Consider the following 19,239-nt stretch of genomic DNA (forward strand, 5'->3'; position numbering starts at 1 on the left):
GGCCCCTTGCGGCCTCGGCTCAACTGCTCAGCCGATCAGGTCCGCCAGGCGATCGACCTGGTCCGGGTCGGTGCCGTAGCAGTACAGCATGACCTCGTCGGCGCCGAGGTCGGCGAATTGCCGAATCGCCGCGCGGATCTCGTCCGGCGTCGTACGCATCCCCGACACCATGTATTCGGCCCGGTCGGTGAACGCGTAGTAGGCGCCGGTGGCCGCCCGGGCCTCGTCGACGACCGATTGTGGTCCGAGCGCGGCATTGACCTGGGCGACGATCCGCGGTTCCCCCGGCCGGCCGTGCTCGTGCCAGCACCGGCGGACGGAATCGAACAGCCCTGCACACCATTGCGCCGGTGCCGCCGACAAGAATCCGTCACCCCAGCGAGCCACGCGTTCCAGCGCGACCGGCCGGAACCCGCCGATGAGAATCGGCGGTCCGCCGCGGCGAACCGGTGCCGGCCCGATCGGGCCGCAGTCGCCGCCGAACGGTTCGCCGGACCACAAATCGCGCAGTCGCGCGAGTTGCTCGTCCATCCGGCGGCCGCGGGTGCGCAGGTCCACGCCTGCCGCGAGATGGTCGTCGGCGCGACCGCCGACACCGAGCCCGAGCACCAGCCTGCCGCCGGACATACGGTCCAGCGTGGCGACCTGTTTCGCCAGCAGGGCGGTATCGCGCAGCGGAGCGAGCAGGACCTCGGTCTGCACATCGATCCGGCTGGTGGCGCCGGCGAGCACCGACAGCGCCACCAGCGGTTCGGGGTTGTCGTAGACGAGGCGGTCGAGCAGGCCGAGGGTCGAGAACGGTCCCGCGTCGGCCCGGCGCGCCCAGTCGAGCAGGACGGCGGGGTCGGCGATGGGGAGTCCGAGTCCGATGTGCATGGAATTCCTCCGGAAAAATGGGTGGGCTGACTACACCGCCCACTCCATCGCCCGGTGCGTTCGGGCGCGGGCTCCCACTCTGCGGCTGTATTTCCGGGGAGCTCCGATCGGATCACGCCGACTATAAGCGTGAATACGACCGTCCACAAACGGATATCCGCCCGCGGTTCTCCTCGGCCTACCGGCTCCGGTCCGGAGATCCCGGAGGAACGATATGTCCGCTACGACGGCGACCGGCTCACTTCCAGCACCGCTTTCCCGTGCAGGCGGCGCGACAGCAGCGCCTCGGCCGCCTCGCCGACCCGGGTCCAATCTCCCTGCCAGGCGATACTCGGCCGCAGGGTCCCGATCGCGACCTGCCCGGCCAGCCAGCTCAGATCGGGGCCCAGGTCGCGGCACCCGAGGAGGAAGAAGGAAGTGACCGATCGGTCGTGCCGACCTTGATCGCCGAAGAACGCCCCATAGGGGAATGTCTCGTCCGCGCCGGCCGAATGCCCGACCGCGACCACCGTTCCGCCCTCGGCGAGACGCTGGTAGGCGTCGACCAGCTGGCTGCCGCCGACCAGATCGATGGCACCGTGGACCGGAGTGTCCAGGTCACGGGCGCCGGTGACGATCTCGTCCGCACCGAGTTCGCGTAGGCCCGCACCGTGCGCGGCGGGGTCGCCGGTCGCCGCGACGACATGCGCGCCACCGAGCCGGGCGAGCTGGACCGCGTACCGGCCGGTGCCGCCGGTCGCCCCGGTGATCAATATCCGCCGCCCCAGCAGCGGTCCGAGCCGGTGCAGGGCGCGCAGCGCGGTGGTCGCGGCGACGGGAACGGTGCTGAGAGCCGCCGGTTCCGCGCCGGCCGGGGCCGTCCGATGAGGTCGGTGTCCACGGCGCGGAACTCCGCCCAGGCGCCGGACCAGCCGAGGGTGACCACCGGTGTCCCGGCCGGTGGGCCCGAGCCGTCCACGGCAGCCTGCTCCACGATCCCGGCCGCGTCCCAGCCCAATACCGCGTCCTGGGTCGCGTCACCACGCGCGAACTGGACCTCGCCGTAATTGAGTGATGTCGCGGTCACCCGTATCACCGCCTGGTGCGGCGCCGGGACCGGATCGGCTACCTCGTCGATACGTAATCCGGCCGCCACGGAGCGGTCGACGATCAATGCGCGCATGAGACAGCGCCTTTCGAGTGCAGAGGATTGCGGGGTGGCACCGGGTTCGATACCGCCCTCAAAAATGCCACTCAGAGGCAAATGGCGTCAAGGGGCGATAGTAATCGAGGGGCGGCCGGACGCTATCCTGTCCACATGGCCGACGCTGCGCTGGACCGGCCGCCGCTGCGCGAGCGCAAGAAACTACGCACCCGCCGGGCACTGGTCGATACCGCTCTGGAACTGTTCACGAAGAACGGGTTCGACAACACCACGCTCGACGAACTCTGCGACGCGGTCGATGTCTCCAAACGCACCTTCTTCCGCACCTTCACCAGCAAAGAAGACGTCGCCATGGCGCCGCTGCGGGATATGTGGGCCGCTTTTCTCCACGAACTGGAAACCCGCGAACCCCGCACCGGATCGCTCTACGAGATCCTGCAGGACAGCGTGCTGGCGGCACTGGAACGTATGCCCGCGCCGGACTGGGCCGATCGCGCCGCCCGCAGCCACCGACTCGCCCAGTCCACGCCCTCCATGGGCGCGAACAACCTCCAATTCTGTGACCGCACGGTCCGTGAGGCGCTGGAGATCCTGCACCGCCGTTTCGGCGCCGGACTTCCCGCCGACCAACGTCCCCGACTGGCCCTGGACATCGTGGTCGCGGCATTCCACTGCGGCATGGAAGCGTGGAGTGACAGCTCGAGCGAGGGAGATACGGTCGGCCTCGCGGACCATCTGCGGGAGGCCTTCACCGCCGCACCCGGAGCGCTCGTTCTGGTGCCGGACCCGCGAGCCGCCGGCCGAGTCGGATATCCGGCTCCCGGACGGTCGAGGTCGAATAGGTAGGCCGCAACCCTGGGTCTTGGAGGGCATCGGCTGTGCCCGCACCGGACCGCTCCGGCTCGGTGGCGGAGGCCGGCCCAGGCCTCGCGGTCGGCGTCGCGGAATTCACCGGTCACGTGCTGGCAAACGGGGACGGAACGAGTTCTCGACGAGCCGCGCACATGAACTCGGGCAGTGCATTCGCGCGCGCGGGATGCGACCCGGTGACCGGTACCGGTGGCCCTGAACGTCGGCCTGGGCATTCGACCGGGGTCAGCGCTGGAAGCGGGACTCCTGCACTCCCGAGCGGCACCGTCGCGGACGATGGGTGGGATGGTGCGGGACAACGCCTTACCCGTCCAGGACCTCGCTCGGGTCCTTCCGGCCGGGGAAAAGAACGGCCCCGGAAAGCTTCGACAGCTCTCCGGGGCCGCCGGTCAGGAATGAATCATCCGAGACCTACGCAGATTTTGGGGTGGTGCTGTACGTCTCTCATCGGAGCGGCCACGCCCGGCGAACAGGGGCCGCATACGTCGAGAGAGACGCACGGGTGCCGATTACTCGGCGGGGGTTTCTCCGGCGGAGCCGGTGAGCAACGGCAGCAGCGCGGGAAGCAGCTCCGCAGACCCGGTGCCCGCCCCGGGAGTGGGGTTGGTGTCGTCCACCGGTGCCACATTGGTCAGCGGGAGCGGTTGCGCGGACGCGGCACCGGCCGCGACGCCGACGCCGGCCGCGGCGATGGAAACAGCAGCGGCGAACGTGCTGAATCTTGATCTCACAGTGTTCCTTTCGTTGGTGTCCCGAGTATCGGGACCGAGAATGGTTACGCTGTCATATGTCCCGCCGCCCCGAGAGTGTTACAGCGAGATATGTTTTCTCTCACCCGTTGAGAAGCGTCGACGCCTCACTTGCCCGCTGATGCCCTTCGCCTCGGTGCCCGCCACCCCCGCGACCTCGGTTTCCATCTGAACAACTGAAGCCGCGCCCGCTGTGCGGCCACCGATCCAGATGTATGACTCGTCCCGGCCGCCTCGCGGTGGGCAGCCGCTCGAGACGGGGCGAGAAGAATCCGAGCGGGTGCGCGAATCGGCCGGGTCGGTCGGTTCGCCGTGCGGGGCGGTGCCGACGGCGAGGCGGAAGCCAACGCCGACCATTGTCCGGGCCGCTTGCCCGGATGCTCATGGATACCACGGAACGCGAGGACAACGGTTTCCTCGTTTCGGTCGGCGGCGGCGCGCTTCCGGCTCGACGGCATAGAAGGCCGAGCGCTTTGCCGGCCGTGGCGGTACCGACGCAAACGACGTCTCATTCGCACCCGAACCGCCACCGAATCGATGCCCGGCGTGTGCCGGGACCCGCCCCGACCTCGCTAATGTCGGAATCCGTGCCGAGCGAACCCGAGCAGCCCGCACGGGCGCCGTCGTTCCACCTGGATGCCATCGCGGCCGCGCGCGCCGCGGGCGCCACGTCCGGCGCCGATCCCATGGCCCTGCTCGTCGCTGCCCTCGATATGCAGGCCGCCCTCCCCGGAATCCGGCGTATGCGCCACTGGGCCCATGACGCGCTGGCCGTCGGCGTCGGGGAGCGGGCTCTCGATATCGGCTCGGGAACCGGGTCGGAAGTGCTGGAGTTCGCCCGCCGGGTCGGACCCGAGGGTGAAGCGGTCGGTGTCGAACCGAATCCGGTAATGCTCAGCGTGGCGCGGGAACGGGCCGCGCCGGCGGGAGCGCGATGCCGGTTCGTCGAAGCCGACGCCTACCGGCTGCCGTTCGACGACGACTATTTCGACGCGGTGCGCTGCGAGCGTGTCTACCAGCACCTCGACGACCCGGCCGCGGTCACCGCGGAGATCGCCCGGGTCCTGCGGCCGGGTGGCCGGGTGGTGCTGGTGGACAGCGACTGGCAGACCGCCATCCTGCACCCCGGCGACCCCGCGGTGGTCGCGCGGTTGACCACCGCGATGCTCGAGGCCACCCCCAACGCCAGATCCGGCCGGACCCTGCGCGGCCGGTTGGTGGCGGCCGGATTCGAGATCGACGATATGGGTTCGGAAGCGGTGATCTGGGACCCGGCCACCGCGCGCCCGATGTTCGACGAGGTGGGCGGTGCCGCGCTGGCCCGAGAGGCGATCACAGCACAAGAACGTGACGATCTCGTGGCCGCCATCGACGCGGGCGTAGCGGTCGGTGACTATCACCTGTCGGTCACCATGTTCGCGGTCCTCGGCCACCTCCCGCTCCGCTGATCCGGGTTCCCGGCCCTACCCATCGCACCGCGGGTAGGGCGCACCGGACCCCGGTTACCGGCTCCGCGCCCAGCCGAGGAACTGCTGGGCAGTGAAGATCGGTTTCGCGAACTCGATCGCCTGTTTGGCCTTCCCCGACAGAGTGCCGGCTTCGGCAGCGATCAGTGCCTCGCATTTCGTCTTGGTGACGGTGGCGACGGGCACGAGTCCGCACTTCTCGGACAGACGCTCCAGCTCGATGCGGTCCCAGGGTTTTCCGGTGTCGTCGGTGAAGCTACCGGTGAAGCGGACACGCGCGCCCGTTATCAGAATCGCGGCTAGATCGGTCGTGGCTCGGTCGGAATCGGGAGCGAGCAGCGGATATCCGAGCTTGCGTTCGAGGTCGTTGAGCAGAGTACGGGTGTCGTCGTCGGGCCTGATCCTCGCGGCCGTGGCGTGCAGATGTTCGGCGAGGACTTGTTCGCGGGTCTTGTCGGCGGGCAGTACGCCGTCGGCCCGGAAACAGTCCGCTCCACCGCCCCGGCACAGCAGATATCCGGTGGCGGGAGCGGCGGGCAGGAAAACACCGGCACTCGGCCGCGGTACGGGTCGGCGCGCGACACTATCGCGGACGGCGCGGGCCCGGTCGATCGCACGCGGTGCCGCGAGGCGGTTCCGGTCCGCCGGCGTCGGTTCGAATGCGGTCAGGTCGGTGCCTATGGGCATGGCTACGGCGGAACCGTTGCGTTTGAGTTCGGTGTCGATACAGCGGAGGTGACGGTCGATATCGGCGCCGACCGGGGTTCGCCCTACCAGATATGGTGCGAGTGCGGCCCAGGCCAGAGGCAGGGTCGGTGGGAGGAGTACGTCGGCGGCGGCGATCCCGTAGTCCGCGCGGGCGGCTCCGAGATCGCGTTCCGGGTTGATCAGGGTGCTGATCTCGGTACCGTCGTCGGTGATCAGGGCGATTTCCACCGGGCGCGGTTGATCGTAGCGGCGAAGAGATCCTGCCACAGGGTCGGGAGCAGGAGACAGTACGCGGTCGACGGCCCTATTCGACGTGATCGCGCTGTCGCACTACCCGGTCATCGAGGTCTGTGGCGCAGTGCTTCGATTCGGGCCGTTCGGCCACATGATGGTTTCAGCGGGTTCGGGCCTGGCATCGAACAATCGGCGAGTAGGGCGAAGCGCTTCGCGGGACGGGCCATTCGGCCAGGCCAGCCTCCCACTGCTGCGCAACCGCGTGCTTCTCACCGCCGCACAACAATGACGCTGCCGTCGCCTGGCGCGGTCATCATCACGGAATTGGTCCAGATCCCATGGTTCACCGAGTCTGTCGGCCCCTTTCATAGACGCGCATCTGTTCGGCCATCCGTTCGAGCTCGGCCGTAGATGCGGCAGAGGCGCTGTTGAGCCCGCTGTACGCGGCGGTCGAACTCCGCAAGAAGCGCCGCAGTACGACGGCGAGCAGCCCTTCCGGCAGGATCGTCAACGCGACGAACCCGCGGGGGACCGGCGGTGTCGGCATAGCGGCCAGGTGCCGCCTCATGAGGCGGATCATGCCGCGGACCGCGTCCGGATCATCGGCGAGTGCTATCGGGCCGCCCGCCGCGTGCACCGCTTGCTCGAGTGGCACCGCGAAAGCGGCGTGGGTCTTGAGCCAGGCATCCATCCGCGGCTCGGCCTCGGCATTGATCCCGGCGGTACCGAGCGCCCGCAGGATCCGTTCCAGTCGCGGCGTGGTCCGGCCGTCGGGTTCGCCGATCGGCATGGGGACCAGGCGGGTCATAAGGTTGGTCGCGCGATAGCGGACCACGTCGTGGTCCATCGTGCCGGCGGCGGGGAAGCCTCCGAGCAGCACCCGCTCGTACCCGATCACCGCGCCCAGTGGCTCCGCTCCGGCCGCCCAGTTGAGCAGGAACAGCACGTCGCCCTCGACACCGGCGAGTGACTCCAGCACCGTGTCCACCTGATGGGTGCGGACGGTGACGGCGATCAGGTCGTACTTGTCGGCCGGGTGCTCGACCACCGGAACCGGTACTCGCCTGACGTGGGGGCTGTTTCCCTCCGCGAGCTGCATGCCGTGCCGACGTAACGCGGCAAGGCGCTCACCCCGGGCCAGGAGCGAAACGTCATGTCCGGCTTCGTACATCCGGGCGGCGAGCAGACTGCCGAGAACCCCGGCACCGTACACGAGCAGCTTCATGGCAACCCTCTCTCATACGTTCGTTTTATTCATACGTTCGTTTTATTCGAACATATGTATAGTACGCACATATGGCGTCACCGGACACCCGCACCCAGATCCTCGACGCGGCCGAACGAATCTTCGCCGAGCGCGGTTTCCACGGCACCTCGATCCGCGCGATCACCGACCTCGCCGGCGCGAACTTGGCTGCCGTCGGGTACCACTTCGGGTCGAAGGCCGACCTCCTGGCCCAGGTCGTTCGCCGCGTGATCGAGCCCATCAACGCCGCGCAGTGCGCCGAGCTCGACCGACTGCTAGCCCGGTCCCCGGACCCGACGGTCACCGAACTGGTGGAGGCATTTGTGGGGCCGCTGTTCGACGAGAGACCGGTCGGCGACGAGGGCGGCGCCCGCACCTCCCGGCTGATCGTGATGATCTTCGGCGACCCGGCCGAGGAAATGCGCACCTGGACCGGCCCCTTCCAGGAGACGGTCGGTAATCGCTACCTGGCGGCCTTCGGCCGCGCACTGCCCGGCCTTTCCTCCGAGGAGCTGTGGTTCCGGATGCGGGGCATCCTCGCTGTGACGGCCGTGGACCGCGTCGAGCTCTACAACCGGCGCCCCCCGGTCTGCCAGTCCCCAGCGGGCGGCGAGGCGACCCGGCGCTGGGCGATCACGTTCCTGGCGGCAGCGATGAGTGCGCCACCCACCGGGACCTGACGACTCGGCAAGGCCGTCACGAAGTGCCTCTCGGCCGACACTCGCGGGTTCTACGATCCGCGCGGCGCAGTGCGCATACCGCTCTCCGATGCACATCGAATTTGGGCCGGGCATCTCAACTCGAATCGCCTCGGAAGTAGGTCCACGTCGCCGGGTAGGAGTCGAACCAGCCGAGATCGCCCATCTGGGTAGTCGTCGAAGTCGTCGGGTCGATCAGCGGGGCCCACAGCTCGAAGCGTGGACGATCAGGATCAGTACGCACGGTACGCGACGGGGCTGCTCGGCCCAGGCGCCGCCCGATAGCAGATGCCGGTTGCCCAGAACTGAACGAGAACAAGGTCGTTCGGGAAAATGGGCTGATGGATCGCCGATGTGATATCGAGGACGCGGCTGATGGGAAGTGCGCGGCCGGCTCGGTTCACCGCTTATCATCCGATCTCGGGCCGGTGTGGGAGGTGTTGCACCGGCGTCTGTCCGAGGGGCGCCCGGTGCAGCGGATCAAGGTGGGCCCGTTGACCGATACGCAGCGCAGCGCGGTCGCCGATCTGCTCGGAGACGCTCGGTTGCCCGGCGAGTACTGGTCGATCGGTCTTTCGCGCCTGGACGAGGTGTTGTTCGACAGGGTCGGATGCGATGGGCGGGCCGTCGTCGAACAGTTGCTCGGCCCGCTCGCCGACCGTTCGGCCGAGCGGAGGACGGCGGCCGCGGAGCGCGCGGCGCTGTGGGAGTGGCTTGCCCGGCACGAGGTGATCCGCGCCCAGCCGGCGCTGGCAACATGGGTTACGGCCATGCGAGGGGCCGGCCTGGTAGGCGGATCGGTCGAGCGGACCAGGCGGGAATTCGAACGTGCGCTGCTCGTCTTGCGCGCGGTGCCCGCCGCCGGATTGCCGCTGCCGGTTTTCGCCGAATCGACGGTGCGTGATCCGCACGCGCTCGACGAAGGCAACCGGCTGCATACGATGGTTGTCCGCGCGCTGACGATTCTGTACGACCGGGAGCGCCCCGCCGGCGCCGCCGCGCTTCGTGACCTGTGGGCATGTGCAGGTGTCACCGACGACGAATTGTCCTCCACGGTGCTACTGGCCGGTGTCCCACTGCGCGGGATATCCGGGCCTGTTCCCGATATCCTGCGTACCTGTGCCGATGCCGGTGTAGCGGCCGTCCTGACGCTGCAGCAGTTGCGGCTCACCCGGCGGTGGCCGGCGGCGGCCGAGCGGGTGTTCGTGGTGGAGAACCCGAGCATTCTGGCAATGGCGTTGCACCGTTTCCGGGACCGTTGCCCGCCGATGATCTGTACCTCCGGGTGGCCGAGCAGCGCCGCGGTGGAGTTGCTGCGTCAGGTGGCAGGCGCCGGCGCCGGCGCCGAACTGTGGTATCACGGTGACTTCGACGGCGACGGTCTGCGGATCGCCGCGAATCTGGTAGCCCGTTTCGGTGCGACGCCCTGGCGTATGTCGAGCACCGATTACCTCGCGGCGCTGGTTCCGGACGGTCCCCCGGTCGGACGGGTCGAGGCCGTCCCGTGGGATCCGGACTTGGCCGGCCATATGATCCGGCTGGGGCATGCGGTGCCGGAGGAACGAGTCGCGGAGACGTTGTTCTCCGATATGGCCGGATAGGTCGCATTACGCTGGACGGCGTTCGAGCGCCGGGGAGGGAGAATGTGTGGAACCGATTCGTATCCCGCCGGAGATGTTCCGATTCACCAGCGGTGATCGAGCAGGACTGTATGTGTCGGTGCTGCAAACCTTCGCCGAGGCGAACGACCGGCTGGAAACAGCGCTCGGGATCGATGAGATACGCGCTCGCCTCGGTTCGGTGGGCTGGATCGAACCGACCGACGACGAGACATTGACTGCGGCTCTCGACCAACTGCGGGAGTGGAAACTGCTGGATGTCATCCAGAATCACACGGAGAATTACCGGACAGCGGTCGAATACGAGCGACGTAATCTGCTGTACTCGCTGACCCGCCACGGTGAGGCCGCGTTCGCCGGTGTAGTGCACGCGATGACAGTGCTCGCCTCGACCGGCGCTCTGCAGACGGCTGTCCTCGACGCGATAGCCGACCGCCTCGCCGACCTGTCGCGGGAACTCGACTCGGGCCCGGATCGCCGCGTCTACACCGCGTTGGTCGAGCTGGAGGCGCATCTGGAGGCATTGCGTGGCAATACCAAGCAGTTCAACGGTGAACTGCAGCGGCTGTTGCGCGCCGAAGGAGTGGACTTGACCGTATTCCATGAGGTCAAGGGCGCCACCGTAGCGTATCTCGAGGAATTCCTCACCAATCTCGAATTCCGGGCACGCACCATCGCGTCTCGTGTCCGGATGATCGAGGACTACGGGGTGACGCGGATGCACCAGCGTGCCCTGCGCGGTGCCGAACTACCGCAGCTGGGCGGTGCGGATCCCCATGCGGCCTGGCTGGCGCAGCGCCGGGCTCGCTGGGACGGTATCCGCGCGTGGTTCCTGCCGGGAGACGGCACCGAGCCGCGGATCGAGCAATTGCGTGATGTCGGCCGGAAGGCCATCGTCAGTCTGCTGCAGGTCCTCGACCGCATCACCGAATCCAGGCGCCGCTCGAGTAATGCCATAGCCGATTTCCGCGAGCTGGCGCGCTGGTTCACGGTCCTGCCGGATCAGGACGATCTGAACAGGTTGTGGTCCACCGCATTCGGGTTGTCGTCGGCTCGGCACGCCCATCTCGCGCATCCGGACCCCGAGTTGGTGGGTTCGAGCGAGTCGTGGGAGTCAGCGGCGGCCGTCGAGGTCTCGCCGCTCTTGCGGTCCGCCGGACGTACCGAACGTATCGGCCGGACCGCGGCACTGCGCGATGTCGCCGCTGTCCGAGCGGCCCGCGCCGCCCGCGCCACCGCGGAACGCGCGCAGCTCGAGGCAGCCTGGGACCTGCTGGATACCGGTGGCGTGGTCCGGCTGTCCGCCTTCGGCGCACTGGACCACGAGGTGTTCGAGCGGCTACTGGACCTCCTCGGCCGGGCGCTGGGCACTTCCCCCGACTCCGACGGTGCCCGGCGCGGGCGGACCGGCGACGGCCGGGTCGAGATCGTGTTATGCGCGCCGCCCGATACGGCCACCGCCACATTCACCACCCCCCGCGGAGTTTTTCGTGGTCCCGACTATCTGGTGGAGGTCTCGGCGCCCGGGACCTCCGCCGCACGAAGCGAAGCAACCGGATGACCGTGGTAACCGATCCTTGTGGGGAGAGTCCCGGATGAGCCGACTCGCCAACCAGTTGGTGATTGCGGAGCGCGAGGAGATCGCGCGTGGTATCCGCCGGCTCCTCGCCGAACCCTTGATCACCGAGCGTGCTGCCCCGCAGGAGTTCGACGTGATCCGGCGGCGGCGGGATCCGATCGCGAAGTGGTTCGACTACTACACCGGATGGGCGCTCGTGGTCGAGCCCCGCCTGGGTTATGCCCGGTTGATCAAGGTGCGGTGTGCCACCGACGCGACCCGTCCGGCGCGCCGGCTTCGTTCGGGCCGGGCGGAGTTCGATCGCCGCCGCTACGTTCTGCTGTGTGTGGTGGCCGCCGAGTTGTTCGCCGCGCCGGTGACCACGATCGGGCTGCTCGCCGGGCGAGTCCGTGCGGCCACCGCGGAGGATCCGGTGCTGGTGAGATTCGACAGCAGCAGCCGGGCGGAGCGGATGGCGTTCGTGGATGTCGTGCGTTTTCTCGAATCGTTCGGTGTGCTGGAGACGATCGACGGCGCGGCCGACGCCTTCCTCGATTCCGAGCAGGCGAAGGTCCTGTTCCGGGTCGACACCACGCTGCTGCTGCGGCTGCAGGCCACGCCGGTAGGACCGTCCCGGCTCGCTGTGCCCGTGGACGAGGTGCCCTTCCATTTCTCGGATATCCTCGCCGAGCTCACCAGGGAGCGGCGGTACGGCCTCGCGGGCGAGCGGTCCGGCCGGCACACCGATTCGGCCGGATACTCGGAGGCGCAACGCAACCTGTGGTTGCGGCACCGAGTATTTCGCCGGTTGGTGGACGATCCGGTCGTCTACTTCGCCGACCTCACCGCCGAGGAACGCGCCTATCTTGCTTCGCTCACCGGTCGGCAGCTGCTCCGCCGAGCCGCCGAACAGGGCGGTTTCGTCCTGGAGGAACGCGCTGAGGGGATCCTGCTGGTGGACCCGGATGCGATCGCCACCGACAGCAGATTCCCCGACGACTCCGGCACCGCCAAGGTCGCCGCCCTGCTCTTGCTCGACGAAATGTCCGGTCCGGAGACCGAGGAGCAGTTGCAGCGCCGGACGGCAGAGTTGCTGACCCGCTTCCCCCGCTGGGCGAAGACCTATCGAGGGGAGGACGGTGCCCGGCAATTGGCCGGTGACGCGGTCTCGGTGCTGAGCTCGTTCGGGCTCGTCCGCCGTTCCACCGCGGGCCTGGTGACACCGCTGCCGGCCGCCGCGAGGTACCGGGTCGAGCGAATCCGGTCGACCGAGAGCAGTGAGGACACGTTGTGACAATAACCGTGTACCCCGGACCGTCCGCGGATTCGGGGCATGCACCGCGCTGGGTGCCCACCCGCGCGGGCATCCTGAACATCTGGCGTTACTACGACGAAGTGTTCGAGTTCCACGAGGGTCGGCTGCTGTTGCGCGGCCCGAACGGCAGCGGGAAATCGAAGGCGCTCGAACTGTTGCTGCCTTTCCTGTTCGACGCGAGCCTGCGCCCCAATCGTTTGTCCACCTTCGGAACCAGTGAACGGACCATGCATTGGAACCTGATGGGGGAGGGCGCGCCGGGCGCCACCCGGGTCGGCTATGTATGGCTGGAGTTCCACTGCCCGGGCGCGGCGGAGGAATGGTTCACCTGCGGCGCTCGTCTACAGGCGACCAGCCGCACCACCTCGGTGCACCCGGACTATTTCACAACCCGGCAGCGGGTCGACGCCGACGGCCCAGGCGGCTCGTTGCGCTTGGTGCAGGACAACCGCCCACTGACCCGGGCCGCGCTGGTCGAACGACTCGACGGCGCGGGCCGGGTACACGACGATGCCACCGACTATCGGGCGACCCTGCGCTCGACTCTGTTTTCCCCACTGAACGAGCAGCGTTACGACGCGATGATCACCGCCCTGCTGCAGTTGCGCACCCCGAAACTGTCCCAGCGGCTCGATCCGTCCCTGCTATCGACATTGCTGTCCCGGGCGTTGCCGCCGCTGAGCCACGACGATATCGCCGATCTCGCCGAGGGTTTCGAGCGGCTCGATGCCCAGCGGGAACGCCTGGTGCGGCTGGACGAGGAGGTCGCGGCCGCCCGGATCCTGGCCCGGCATCAACAGACCTACGCCAGGCGGGTCCTGCGTGCGCACGCGGCCCGGCTGATCTCGGCGATCAGCGAGATGGACAAACACTCGGCGGCCGCCAAACAATCCGCCGAAGACTACGAACGCGCCGAGCGGCAACGCCGTGACACCGAGCGGAGCGAAGCGGCCGACACCGCGGCGCTGGCGCAGGCACGGGGCCGGCTCGAGGGCCACCGGAAATCGAAAGCCTACGAGGAGGGCTCGCGACTGGAGGAGCTGCGGGCTCAGGTGGAGCGAGATCGGCGTCGTGCCGAGGATGCCCAGGACAGGGCGCGAAGCACGCAGTCGCTCGCGGAGTCCGACGCGAGCACACACCAGCAGGCTCGCGATGACCAGGAAACCCTGGAAAGTCTGGCGGCGCAGGCCGCCGCGGAAGCCCGCAACGCCGCACATCGGGCCGGAATGATCAGCGTGTACGGGGAGTTGACGCAGCGAGCAGATGCCAAAGGCGCGCGACCGTTCCTGCGCGGGGCGGTGCGCGGCCGGACCGAAGCGCTCGACAAGGTCGCGAGCATGCTGCGGGCGCGCGAGTCGGCGGTGCGGGAGCGAGATGCCGCCGAATCGGCTCTGGAAGCAGGCCGCGCCCGGTCCGCTGCCGCTGCCGAGCACGTGGCCACGGCGGTCCAGGAGCGCGAACGCGAACTCGCGGTATTGCGCGACCGCATCAGGGAATGGGCGCAAACCTGCCGGGCGCTGGTGATCGAGGACACCGAAACCCTGGTCGCGCGGGCCGACCACGAATCGGCGCTGGTCGAGGTGGTGAACCGGGCGGCGAGGTCGCGACTGCGGGAGCTGACCAGGGAATCGTCGACGTGCGAGCAGCGAATCGCGGCGGTGGGTGCCGAGCGCGCCGCGGCCGTCACCGAACGCGAGCGTCTGGCCGGGGAACACGATATCGAACCGGTCGCACCCGACTGGCGGACCACCGACCGGAACCGGATGCACGGCGCTCCACTGTGGCGATTGGTCGACTTCCGCCCGGAGATCGCCGTGGCGACCGGCGCTCGGATCGAGGCGGCACTGGAAGCCGCCGGCCTCCTGGATGCCTGGGTGAGTACGGGCGGCGCGGTGGACGGACACGATATCTTCGCCGACCCCACCGCGCTTGCGCCGGTGGCCGATGCGAACCTGGCCGATGCGCTGGTCGCGGTGCCCGACGCCGGGGTGCGGCCGGAAACCGTGCACCGGCTGCTGGCAGCCATTGCCTACGGCGAACAGGTACCCGCCGACGCGGTGGCCGGTGTGGGCGCGGACGGGAGCTGGCGGTTGGGGAACCTGACCGGCACCGCCGGCAAGGAACATCCCACCTATATCGGCGCCGCCACCCGGCAGCGATTCCGGCAACGCCGGATCGGGGAGCTCACCGGCGAGATCGCCGAATACGATGCGGTGATCGAGACCGCGCGTGAGCGGCTGCGCCAGTTGTCCGCGCAGCAGGAGCTGCTCGAATCCGAGGTCGGTAATCGTCCCGGCTACGACCGGCTCACCGGGGCCGAGGAGCGGCTGATCCGTGCCGAATCGGATCTGCGGGCGGCCGAAGGCCAGGTACGGGAACGCGTCGAGATCCTGTCCGCCACAGAGGCCGCGGTCAAACAGGTCCTGCACTCACTGGCGGTCCTGGCCTCGGAGACCGGCTTACCGACCGAAACCACCGCCCTCGCGACACTGCGGGACGCGCTGGAGGATTTCGCCGGACAGGCCGGGGCCTGGCTCGACGCCGGGCGGCAGGCCGATTCCGCGCGGAAGCTGACCGCCGCGCGAGCCGAACAGGCGCAACGTTCGGCCGCGCAGGCCGCCCGGGACGCGGAGACCGCGGCACGAGCCGAGGCCGAATATCGCGCCTCGGCCGCGGAATGCGAGGGCGTCGAGCAGTCGGTGGGTCGCGAATACCGCGAGGTACTGGCCGAGATCAGCAGGTTGGGCACGCAGATCGGCCAGTACAGCGACAGTATCGAGCGTCATCGGCTGCGGCTCGTCGAGCTCGCCGGTGAACTCGGCGGTCTCGCCGAGCAGCGCCAGAGCACGGCCGCCGCGGTCGAGGCCGCGACCGGGCTCCGTGATCAGCACGCCCGGCGCTTCCGCCACCTCGCCGGTGGTGGTTTGCCCGCGGACAGCGACTTGCCCGACCCGGCCGCGTTCCGGGAAACGCTCGCCGCCTCCGACGGCGTCCGTGCCGCCCTCGACGCCGCCCGGTCGGTCGCGGCGGCCTGGCCCACGACCCCCTACGCACCCGCCAATCTGAGCGAGGCCGCCCGCCGCCTCAATGATTCGGTACACGAATGCCGCACCGCGCTCGGCGGCCGCGCCGACCTCGACCTGGAGACCGGCGAGGACGTCCAAGTATTCGCCGCTGTCGTCGACGGGGTCCGCGTGGGCAGTAGTGAACTGCTGCGCATCCTCACCGCCGAGGCGGCGGAGAGCAAGAAGGAGATCACCGACCAAGAGCGTCTGCTGTTCGACCGGACATTGACCGGCGACACCCGCCGGCACCTCGCCGCACGGATCCGCCAGGCCAACGAACTCGTCGACGCGATGAACACCCGTCTCCGGCAGGTCCGCACCTCGTCGAATATCGCCGTGCAGCTGGTGTGGCAGGTTGGTAAAGACCTCCCACCCGGGACCAAGGCCGCCCGCGACCTCCTGCTGAAGGACCCGGCCGGCCTCGGCGACGCCGACCGCGAATCGCTGCACCGTTTCCTGCGCGAGCGCATCGAGGAAGCCAAAGCCGACGGTACGGCGACCACCTGGGAACAGCAGCTCGGCCAGGTCTTCGACTACACCGCCTGGCATCGCTTCGTGGTGAAGATCGACCGTGGCAAAGGCGACGGCTTCCAGGAACTGACCAAGAAACTGCATGGTGCGCTCTCGGGTGGCGAGAAAGCGATCGCTCTGCACCTTCCGCTGTTCGCGGCCGTGGCCGCGCACTACCAGGCCGCAGCGCGCGCTCCTCGGGTGATCCTGCTGGACGAGGTGTTCGTCGGTGTCGACACGGCCAACCGCGGCCAGATCTTCGCCCTGCTGTCGGCACTGGACCTGGATCTGGTCCTCACCTCCGACCACGAATGGTGCATATACGAGGAGTTGAGCGGTATCGCGATCCACCAGATCGTCGGTGGGGACGACGACGATGCGGTGACCACGGCGCGGTTCACCTGGAACGGCCGGGAACTGACCCCCGATCTGCCGCCCGGTGCACCAGAATAGTGACCGGTAATAGGTGATCGGCCACGGCACAAACCGACACGACGACTACGGCGCTAGGTCGCACTGCTCGTATCCTCAGGCAAATCAATGAGCGCGTTGTTTCTGCTTGCAGCAGATTCTGACAGCGAAGTCGGCAGAGATCGTACGGCCGGTCCCGCCGGTGCGAAGCTCAGCGGATCGAGCCGCGGGGCACGATCCAGTGCTGACGCAGGCCGGGGTATGCGGCGGAGATCAGTTCGAAGTGCTTGTCGTAGTGCAGGACCGTGGCTCCGTAGTGCACCGCGGTTGCCGCGATGAGGATATCGGTGGCCTGTGCGGAGCGCCCCTGGCCCGCGGCCCACAGCCGCTGCCGGATGGAGCGGACTATCGGGTCGACGGCCGGATCCATCGGCAGGTAGCGGAACACCTCGGTGTAGATGTGCAGGACCTGCTGGAGTTCGTCGGGGTTGCGGGCGCTGAATGCCGCTTCATCGGTGGTGACGGCGCAGGAGCAGATCACCGCCGCGGAGTCGTTGAGCCGGTCGAACGCCTCGCGGACCGATACGTGACGCTGGATGCGGGAGACAGCGCTGTGGTCGGCCAGATACAAGGCACGAACTGCGGGGGTCACCGTGGTGGCTGCTGATTGCTTTCCTGGGCGATCTCGTGCTCGGATAAGAACGGTTCATTATCGGCGAACCACGCGATGGCGTCATGCTGCTGTTGCTGGCGGACGAGCAGTCGCAGGGCGGTGCGTACGGTCTCTGTCTTCGTCGCTCCGCCGGTGATCTTCCGGGCTTGCTCCATCAGTTCGTCCGGAATGTCGATCAGTGTTTTGGTCATAGCTCTCCAATCGGATATATAAATTGCTTCTCCAGGATATCCAACCGGGTCCGGTAGGTCCAGGCGCGCTGGACCGGGGTGCCACGTCGCCGCCATCGGACTGGTCGTGCCCGACGAAAATCTCCCATGATGACCCTCTGTTCTGTCGGGACCGTCCGGCACACAGATGGTAGTGGTCGCTCGGGGGGCCTTTTGCTGTCACAGGGACTCCTCGCCAGCCTCATCGGACCATGCTCAGAGTCCTCCGGGGAAGCGGGGAAACCTCGAACTGCGGAGCGGGTGGCGGGATCGGCGCCGGCTGTCCGAAGGTGGGGTCCAGTTGTGGCCGGAAGTAGTAGAGGCGCGCGTGGGTGATGTTTCACGGGCTTGGGCTGGCTGGTCCCGGCGGTCTCCTACGAAGGCTATCCCTTGCTGAGAGCGCTCGTAACCAGCGTAATGTCGATTTTACTTGCTTTTGAGCTGACGTTGCGCAATATTTCTTGCAGTATCTGGTCCCGCTGATGAGGGCGGGACCGGATATGTGATTTCAGTGCGACCCAGTGCCCAGAAAGGGCTGACATGACCGCAACCTCAACCTCGGGTGAGCCGGTGACTCCCGGCGCCGGGAGCGACCCGCGCCGGCACGGCGCGAAACGCGTGATCACCGCATCGATGGCCGGGACGTTCGTCGAGTGGTACGACTACGCCGTCTACGGGTACTTCGCCACCTACATAGCTCTCGCTTTCTTCTCCGCCGACGATTCCTCTGCCGCGCTGCTGGAAACCTTCGCCGTTTTCGGTATCGCGTTCGCTGCGCGTCCGGTCGGTGGCGCATTCGCGGGACATTTCGGCGATCGTGTCGGCCGCAAACGCACCCTGACGATTCTGGTGCTCACCACGTCGGTCGCCACGGCCGCGATCGGCTTGATCCCCAGCTACGACAGCATCGGTGTCTGGGCGCCGGTGGTCCTGGTGCTGGCGCGTCTGGCTCAGGGGTTGGCAGCCAGCGGCGAATACGCCGGAGCAGGGGCGATGGTGACCGAGTACGCGCCGGCCAAGTGGCGGGGTGCACTCGGTGCCACGATCGAACTCGCGACGCTGGTCGGCTTTCTCGCGGGATCGCTGACCGCGACGGTCCTCGAATTCACTATCGGTTCCGAGGCGATCGCCAGCGGCGCGTGGCGTGTTCCGTTCCTGGCGGCGTTGCCGCTGGGCATCGTCGGCCTGTACATCCGGATGAAGCTCGACGACAGCCCCGCGTTCCGTGCGCTCCAGGACTCGGGTGAGGTCGCGAAGGCGCCGGTTGCCGAGTTGTTCCGGGACCGGCGGTATTCGCGCCAAGTGCTGCGGATCATGGGAATCGGAGCCAGTGGATTCGTGGCGTACTACACGATCTTGACCTTCTATCCCGCCTATGTCGGGAGTGCGGGCCTGCTGCCGAAATCCGAGGCATCGCTGTGCACCACCATCACCCTTGCCTGGATGATTCTCATTCAGGTACCGGCAGGTGCATTGTCGGATGTGGTGGGGCGCCGGCGCGTGATGATGGCGGCCCAGGCGCTGTTCATCGTGACCGCGGTGCCGCTCTTCCTGCTCATGATGCAGGGCGGTCTGGCGGCTGTTCTCACCGCGCAGCTGGCGCTGGGCACTGTCCTCGCTCTCGTTCTCGGCGCGCAGACGGCTGCCTACCAGGAACTCTTCCCCACCCGCGTGCGGGTCTCCGGGGTATCGGTCGGGCAGGGCATCACCGCGGCGATCTTCGGCGGAACCGCCAGCTATCTGGGGCTATGGCTCACGAGCCGGTTCGGCACCCCGATCGCCGCGGTGATCTACATGTGCGCGATAGCGGGGATCTCGCTGCTCACATGGGCGGTCAGCGGCGAAACCGCCCGGAAATCATTGGAAAGCAAGTAGGAAGCGAGGGAAC

The 19,239-nt window shown here is 68.1% G+C and carries 16 protein-coding genes; 8 read left to right on the plus strand and 8 right to left on the minus strand.

Features of this window, described 5'->3' with window-relative positions; translation table 11 throughout:
- Window positions 1–27 precede the first annotated feature (27 nt).
- The 3 genes from ACQPYS_RS07785 to ACQPYS_RS07795 all read right to left on the minus strand — a co-directional run bounded on the left by ACQPYS_RS07785 (window position 28) and on the right by ACQPYS_RS07795 (window position 2,038).
- Entirely contained in the window at window positions 28–876 is an 849-nt protein-coding gene (locus ACQPYS_RS07785; RefSeq protein ID WP_433492138.1) for an LLM class flavin-dependent oxidoreductase, read from the minus strand.
- A 221-nt stretch (window positions 877–1,097) separates the two neighbouring features.
- The gene (locus ACQPYS_RS07790; protein WP_433492139.1) at window positions 1,098–1,628 is read right to left on the minus strand and encodes a zinc-binding dehydrogenase; all 531 of its coding nucleotides are present in this window, start codon (window positions 1,626–1,628) and stop codon (window positions 1,098–1,100) included.
- A complete protein-coding gene (locus ACQPYS_RS07795) occupies window positions 1,625–2,038 on the minus strand; it encodes an alcohol dehydrogenase catalytic domain-containing protein (RefSeq protein ID WP_433492140.1) in 414 nt (137 codons plus the stop codon). Before ACQPYS_RS07795 ends, ACQPYS_RS07790 begins: the two co-directional genes overlap by 4 nt.
- Window positions 2,039–2,173: 135 nt before the next feature.
- Between ACQPYS_RS07795 and ACQPYS_RS07800 the strand changes: the two genes are divergently transcribed.
- Window positions 2,174–2,866, plus strand: coding sequence for a TetR/AcrR family transcriptional regulator (locus ACQPYS_RS07800; RefSeq protein WP_433492141.1), 693 nt, complete (start codon window positions 2,174–2,176; stop codon window positions 2,864–2,866).
- A gap of 533 nt (window positions 2,867–3,399) precedes the next feature.
- On the opposite strand, the gene ACQPYS_RS07805 is transcribed toward ACQPYS_RS07800, so the two are convergent.
- Window positions 3,400–3,621: a hypothetical protein gene (locus ACQPYS_RS07805; RefSeq protein ID WP_433492142.1), complete on the minus strand. Its 222-nt coding sequence runs from the start codon at window positions 3,619–3,621 to the stop codon at window positions 3,400–3,402.
- A 605-nt stretch (window positions 3,622–4,226) separates the two neighbouring features.
- Here ACQPYS_RS07805 and ACQPYS_RS07810 point away from each other — a divergent pair.
- Complete coding sequence (locus ACQPYS_RS07810; protein WP_431938532.1) at window positions 4,227–5,087, plus strand: methyltransferase domain-containing protein; 861 nt, start codon at window positions 4,227–4,229, stop codon at window positions 5,085–5,087.
- A gap of 54 nt (window positions 5,088–5,141) precedes the next feature.
- Here ACQPYS_RS07810 and ACQPYS_RS07815 read toward each other — a convergent pair whose 3' ends face one another.
- Window positions 5,142–6,080, minus strand: coding sequence for a hypothetical protein (locus ACQPYS_RS07815; RefSeq protein WP_433492143.1), 939 nt, complete (start codon window positions 6,078–6,080; stop codon window positions 5,142–5,144).
- Window positions 6,081–6,390: 310 nt separating this feature from the next.
- Entirely contained in the window at window positions 6,391–7,272 is an 882-nt protein-coding gene (locus ACQPYS_RS07820) for a ketopantoate reductase family protein (RefSeq protein ID WP_433492144.1), read from the minus strand.
- Window positions 7,273–7,343: 71 nt separating this feature from the next.
- Between ACQPYS_RS07820 and ACQPYS_RS07825 the strand changes: the two genes are divergently transcribed.
- From ACQPYS_RS07825 to ACQPYS_RS07845, 5 genes are all read left to right on the plus strand, one after another.
- Window positions 7,344–7,973: a TetR/AcrR family transcriptional regulator gene (locus ACQPYS_RS07825; protein ID WP_433492145.1), complete on the plus strand. Its 630-nt coding sequence runs from the start codon at window positions 7,344–7,346 to the stop codon at window positions 7,971–7,973.
- 359 nt (window positions 7,974–8,332) lie between these two features.
- On the plus strand, window positions 8,333–9,592 hold the full coding sequence (locus tag ACQPYS_RS07830) for a TIGR02679 family protein (protein WP_433492146.1): 1,260 nt from the start codon (window positions 8,333–8,335) through the stop codon (window positions 9,590–9,592).
- Between the two features lie 46 nt (window positions 9,593–9,638).
- Window positions 9,639–11,171 carry a TIGR02677 family protein gene (locus ACQPYS_RS07835; protein WP_433492147.1) on the plus strand — a complete coding sequence of 511 codons (1,533 nt, stop codon included), beginning with the start codon at window positions 9,639–9,641 and terminating at the stop codon, window positions 11,169–11,171.
- 34 nt (window positions 11,172–11,205) lie between these two features.
- Complete coding sequence (locus ACQPYS_RS07840) at window positions 11,206–12,462, plus strand: TIGR02678 family protein (RefSeq protein ID WP_433492148.1); 1,257 nt, start codon at window positions 11,206–11,208, stop codon at window positions 12,460–12,462.
- The gene (locus ACQPYS_RS07845; protein ID WP_433492149.1) at window positions 12,459–16,511 is read left to right on the plus strand and encodes a TIGR02680 family protein; all 4,053 of its coding nucleotides are present in this window, start codon (window positions 12,459–12,461) and stop codon (window positions 16,509–16,511) included. The genes ACQPYS_RS07840 and ACQPYS_RS07845 overlap by 4 nt, the downstream gene beginning before the upstream one ends.
- A 169-nt stretch (window positions 16,512–16,680) precedes the next feature.
- Here ACQPYS_RS07845 and ACQPYS_RS07850 read toward each other — a convergent pair whose 3' ends face one another.
- Window positions 16,681–17,121 (minus strand): PIN domain-containing protein, encoded by a 441-nt coding sequence (locus tag ACQPYS_RS07850; RefSeq protein ID WP_433492150.1) that lies wholly within the window; start codon window positions 17,119–17,121, stop codon window positions 16,681–16,683.
- Window positions 17,118–17,333, minus strand: a complete 216-nt coding sequence (locus ACQPYS_RS07855) for a type II toxin-antitoxin system VapB family antitoxin (RefSeq protein WP_431938526.1) — start codon at window positions 17,331–17,333, stop codon at window positions 17,118–17,120. The genes ACQPYS_RS07850 and ACQPYS_RS07855 overlap by 4 nt, the downstream gene beginning before the upstream one ends.
- A 558-nt stretch (window positions 17,334–17,891) precedes the next feature.
- Here ACQPYS_RS07855 and ACQPYS_RS07860 point away from each other — a divergent pair.
- On the plus strand, window positions 17,892–19,226 hold the full coding sequence (locus ACQPYS_RS07860) for an MFS transporter (protein ID WP_433492151.1): 1,335 nt from the start codon (window positions 17,892–17,894) through the stop codon (window positions 19,224–19,226).
- Window positions 19,227–19,239: the final 13 nt, after the last annotated feature.

It is taken from the genome of Nocardia grenadensis, assembly GCF_050942415.1.
GTDB classification, from domain to species: Bacteria; Actinomycetota; Actinomycetes; order Mycobacteriales; family Mycobacteriaceae; genus Nocardia; species Nocardia grenadensis.

Bases quoted from the DNA above. Each gene is read 5' to 3' on its own strand.
- ACQPYS_RS07785 (WP_433492138.1), bottom strand. From the start codon at position 876: ATGCACATCGGACTCGGACTCCCCATCGCCGACCCCGCCGTCCTGCTC.
- ACQPYS_RS07795 (WP_433492140.1), bottom strand. From the start codon at position 2,038: ATGCGCGCATTGATCGTCGACCGCTCCGTGGCGGCCGGATTACGTATC.
- ACQPYS_RS07800 (WP_433492141.1), top strand. From the start codon at position 2,174: ATGGCCGACGCTGCGCTGGACCGGCCGCCGCTGCGCGAGCGCAAGAAA.
- ACQPYS_RS07820 (WP_433492144.1), bottom strand. From the start codon at position 7,272: ATGAAGCTGCTCGTGTACGGTGCCGGGGTTCTCGGCAGTCTGCTCGCC.
- ACQPYS_RS07825 (WP_433492145.1), top strand. From the start codon at position 7,344: ATGGCGTCACCGGACACCCGCACCCAGATCCTCGACGCGGCCGAACGA.
- ACQPYS_RS07830 (WP_433492146.1), top strand. From the start codon at position 8,333: ATGGATCGCCGATGTGATATCGAGGACGCGGCTGATGGGAAGTGCGCG.
- ACQPYS_RS07840 (WP_433492148.1), top strand. From the start codon at position 11,206: ATGAGCCGACTCGCCAACCAGTTGGTGATTGCGGAGCGCGAGGAGATC.
- ACQPYS_RS07855 (WP_431938526.1), bottom strand. From the start codon at position 17,333: ATGACCAAAACACTGATCGACATTCCGGACGAACTGATGGAGCAAGCC.
- ACQPYS_RS07860 (WP_433492151.1), top strand. From the start codon at position 17,892: ATGACCGCAACCTCAACCTCGGGTGAGCCGGTGACTCCCGGCGCCGGG.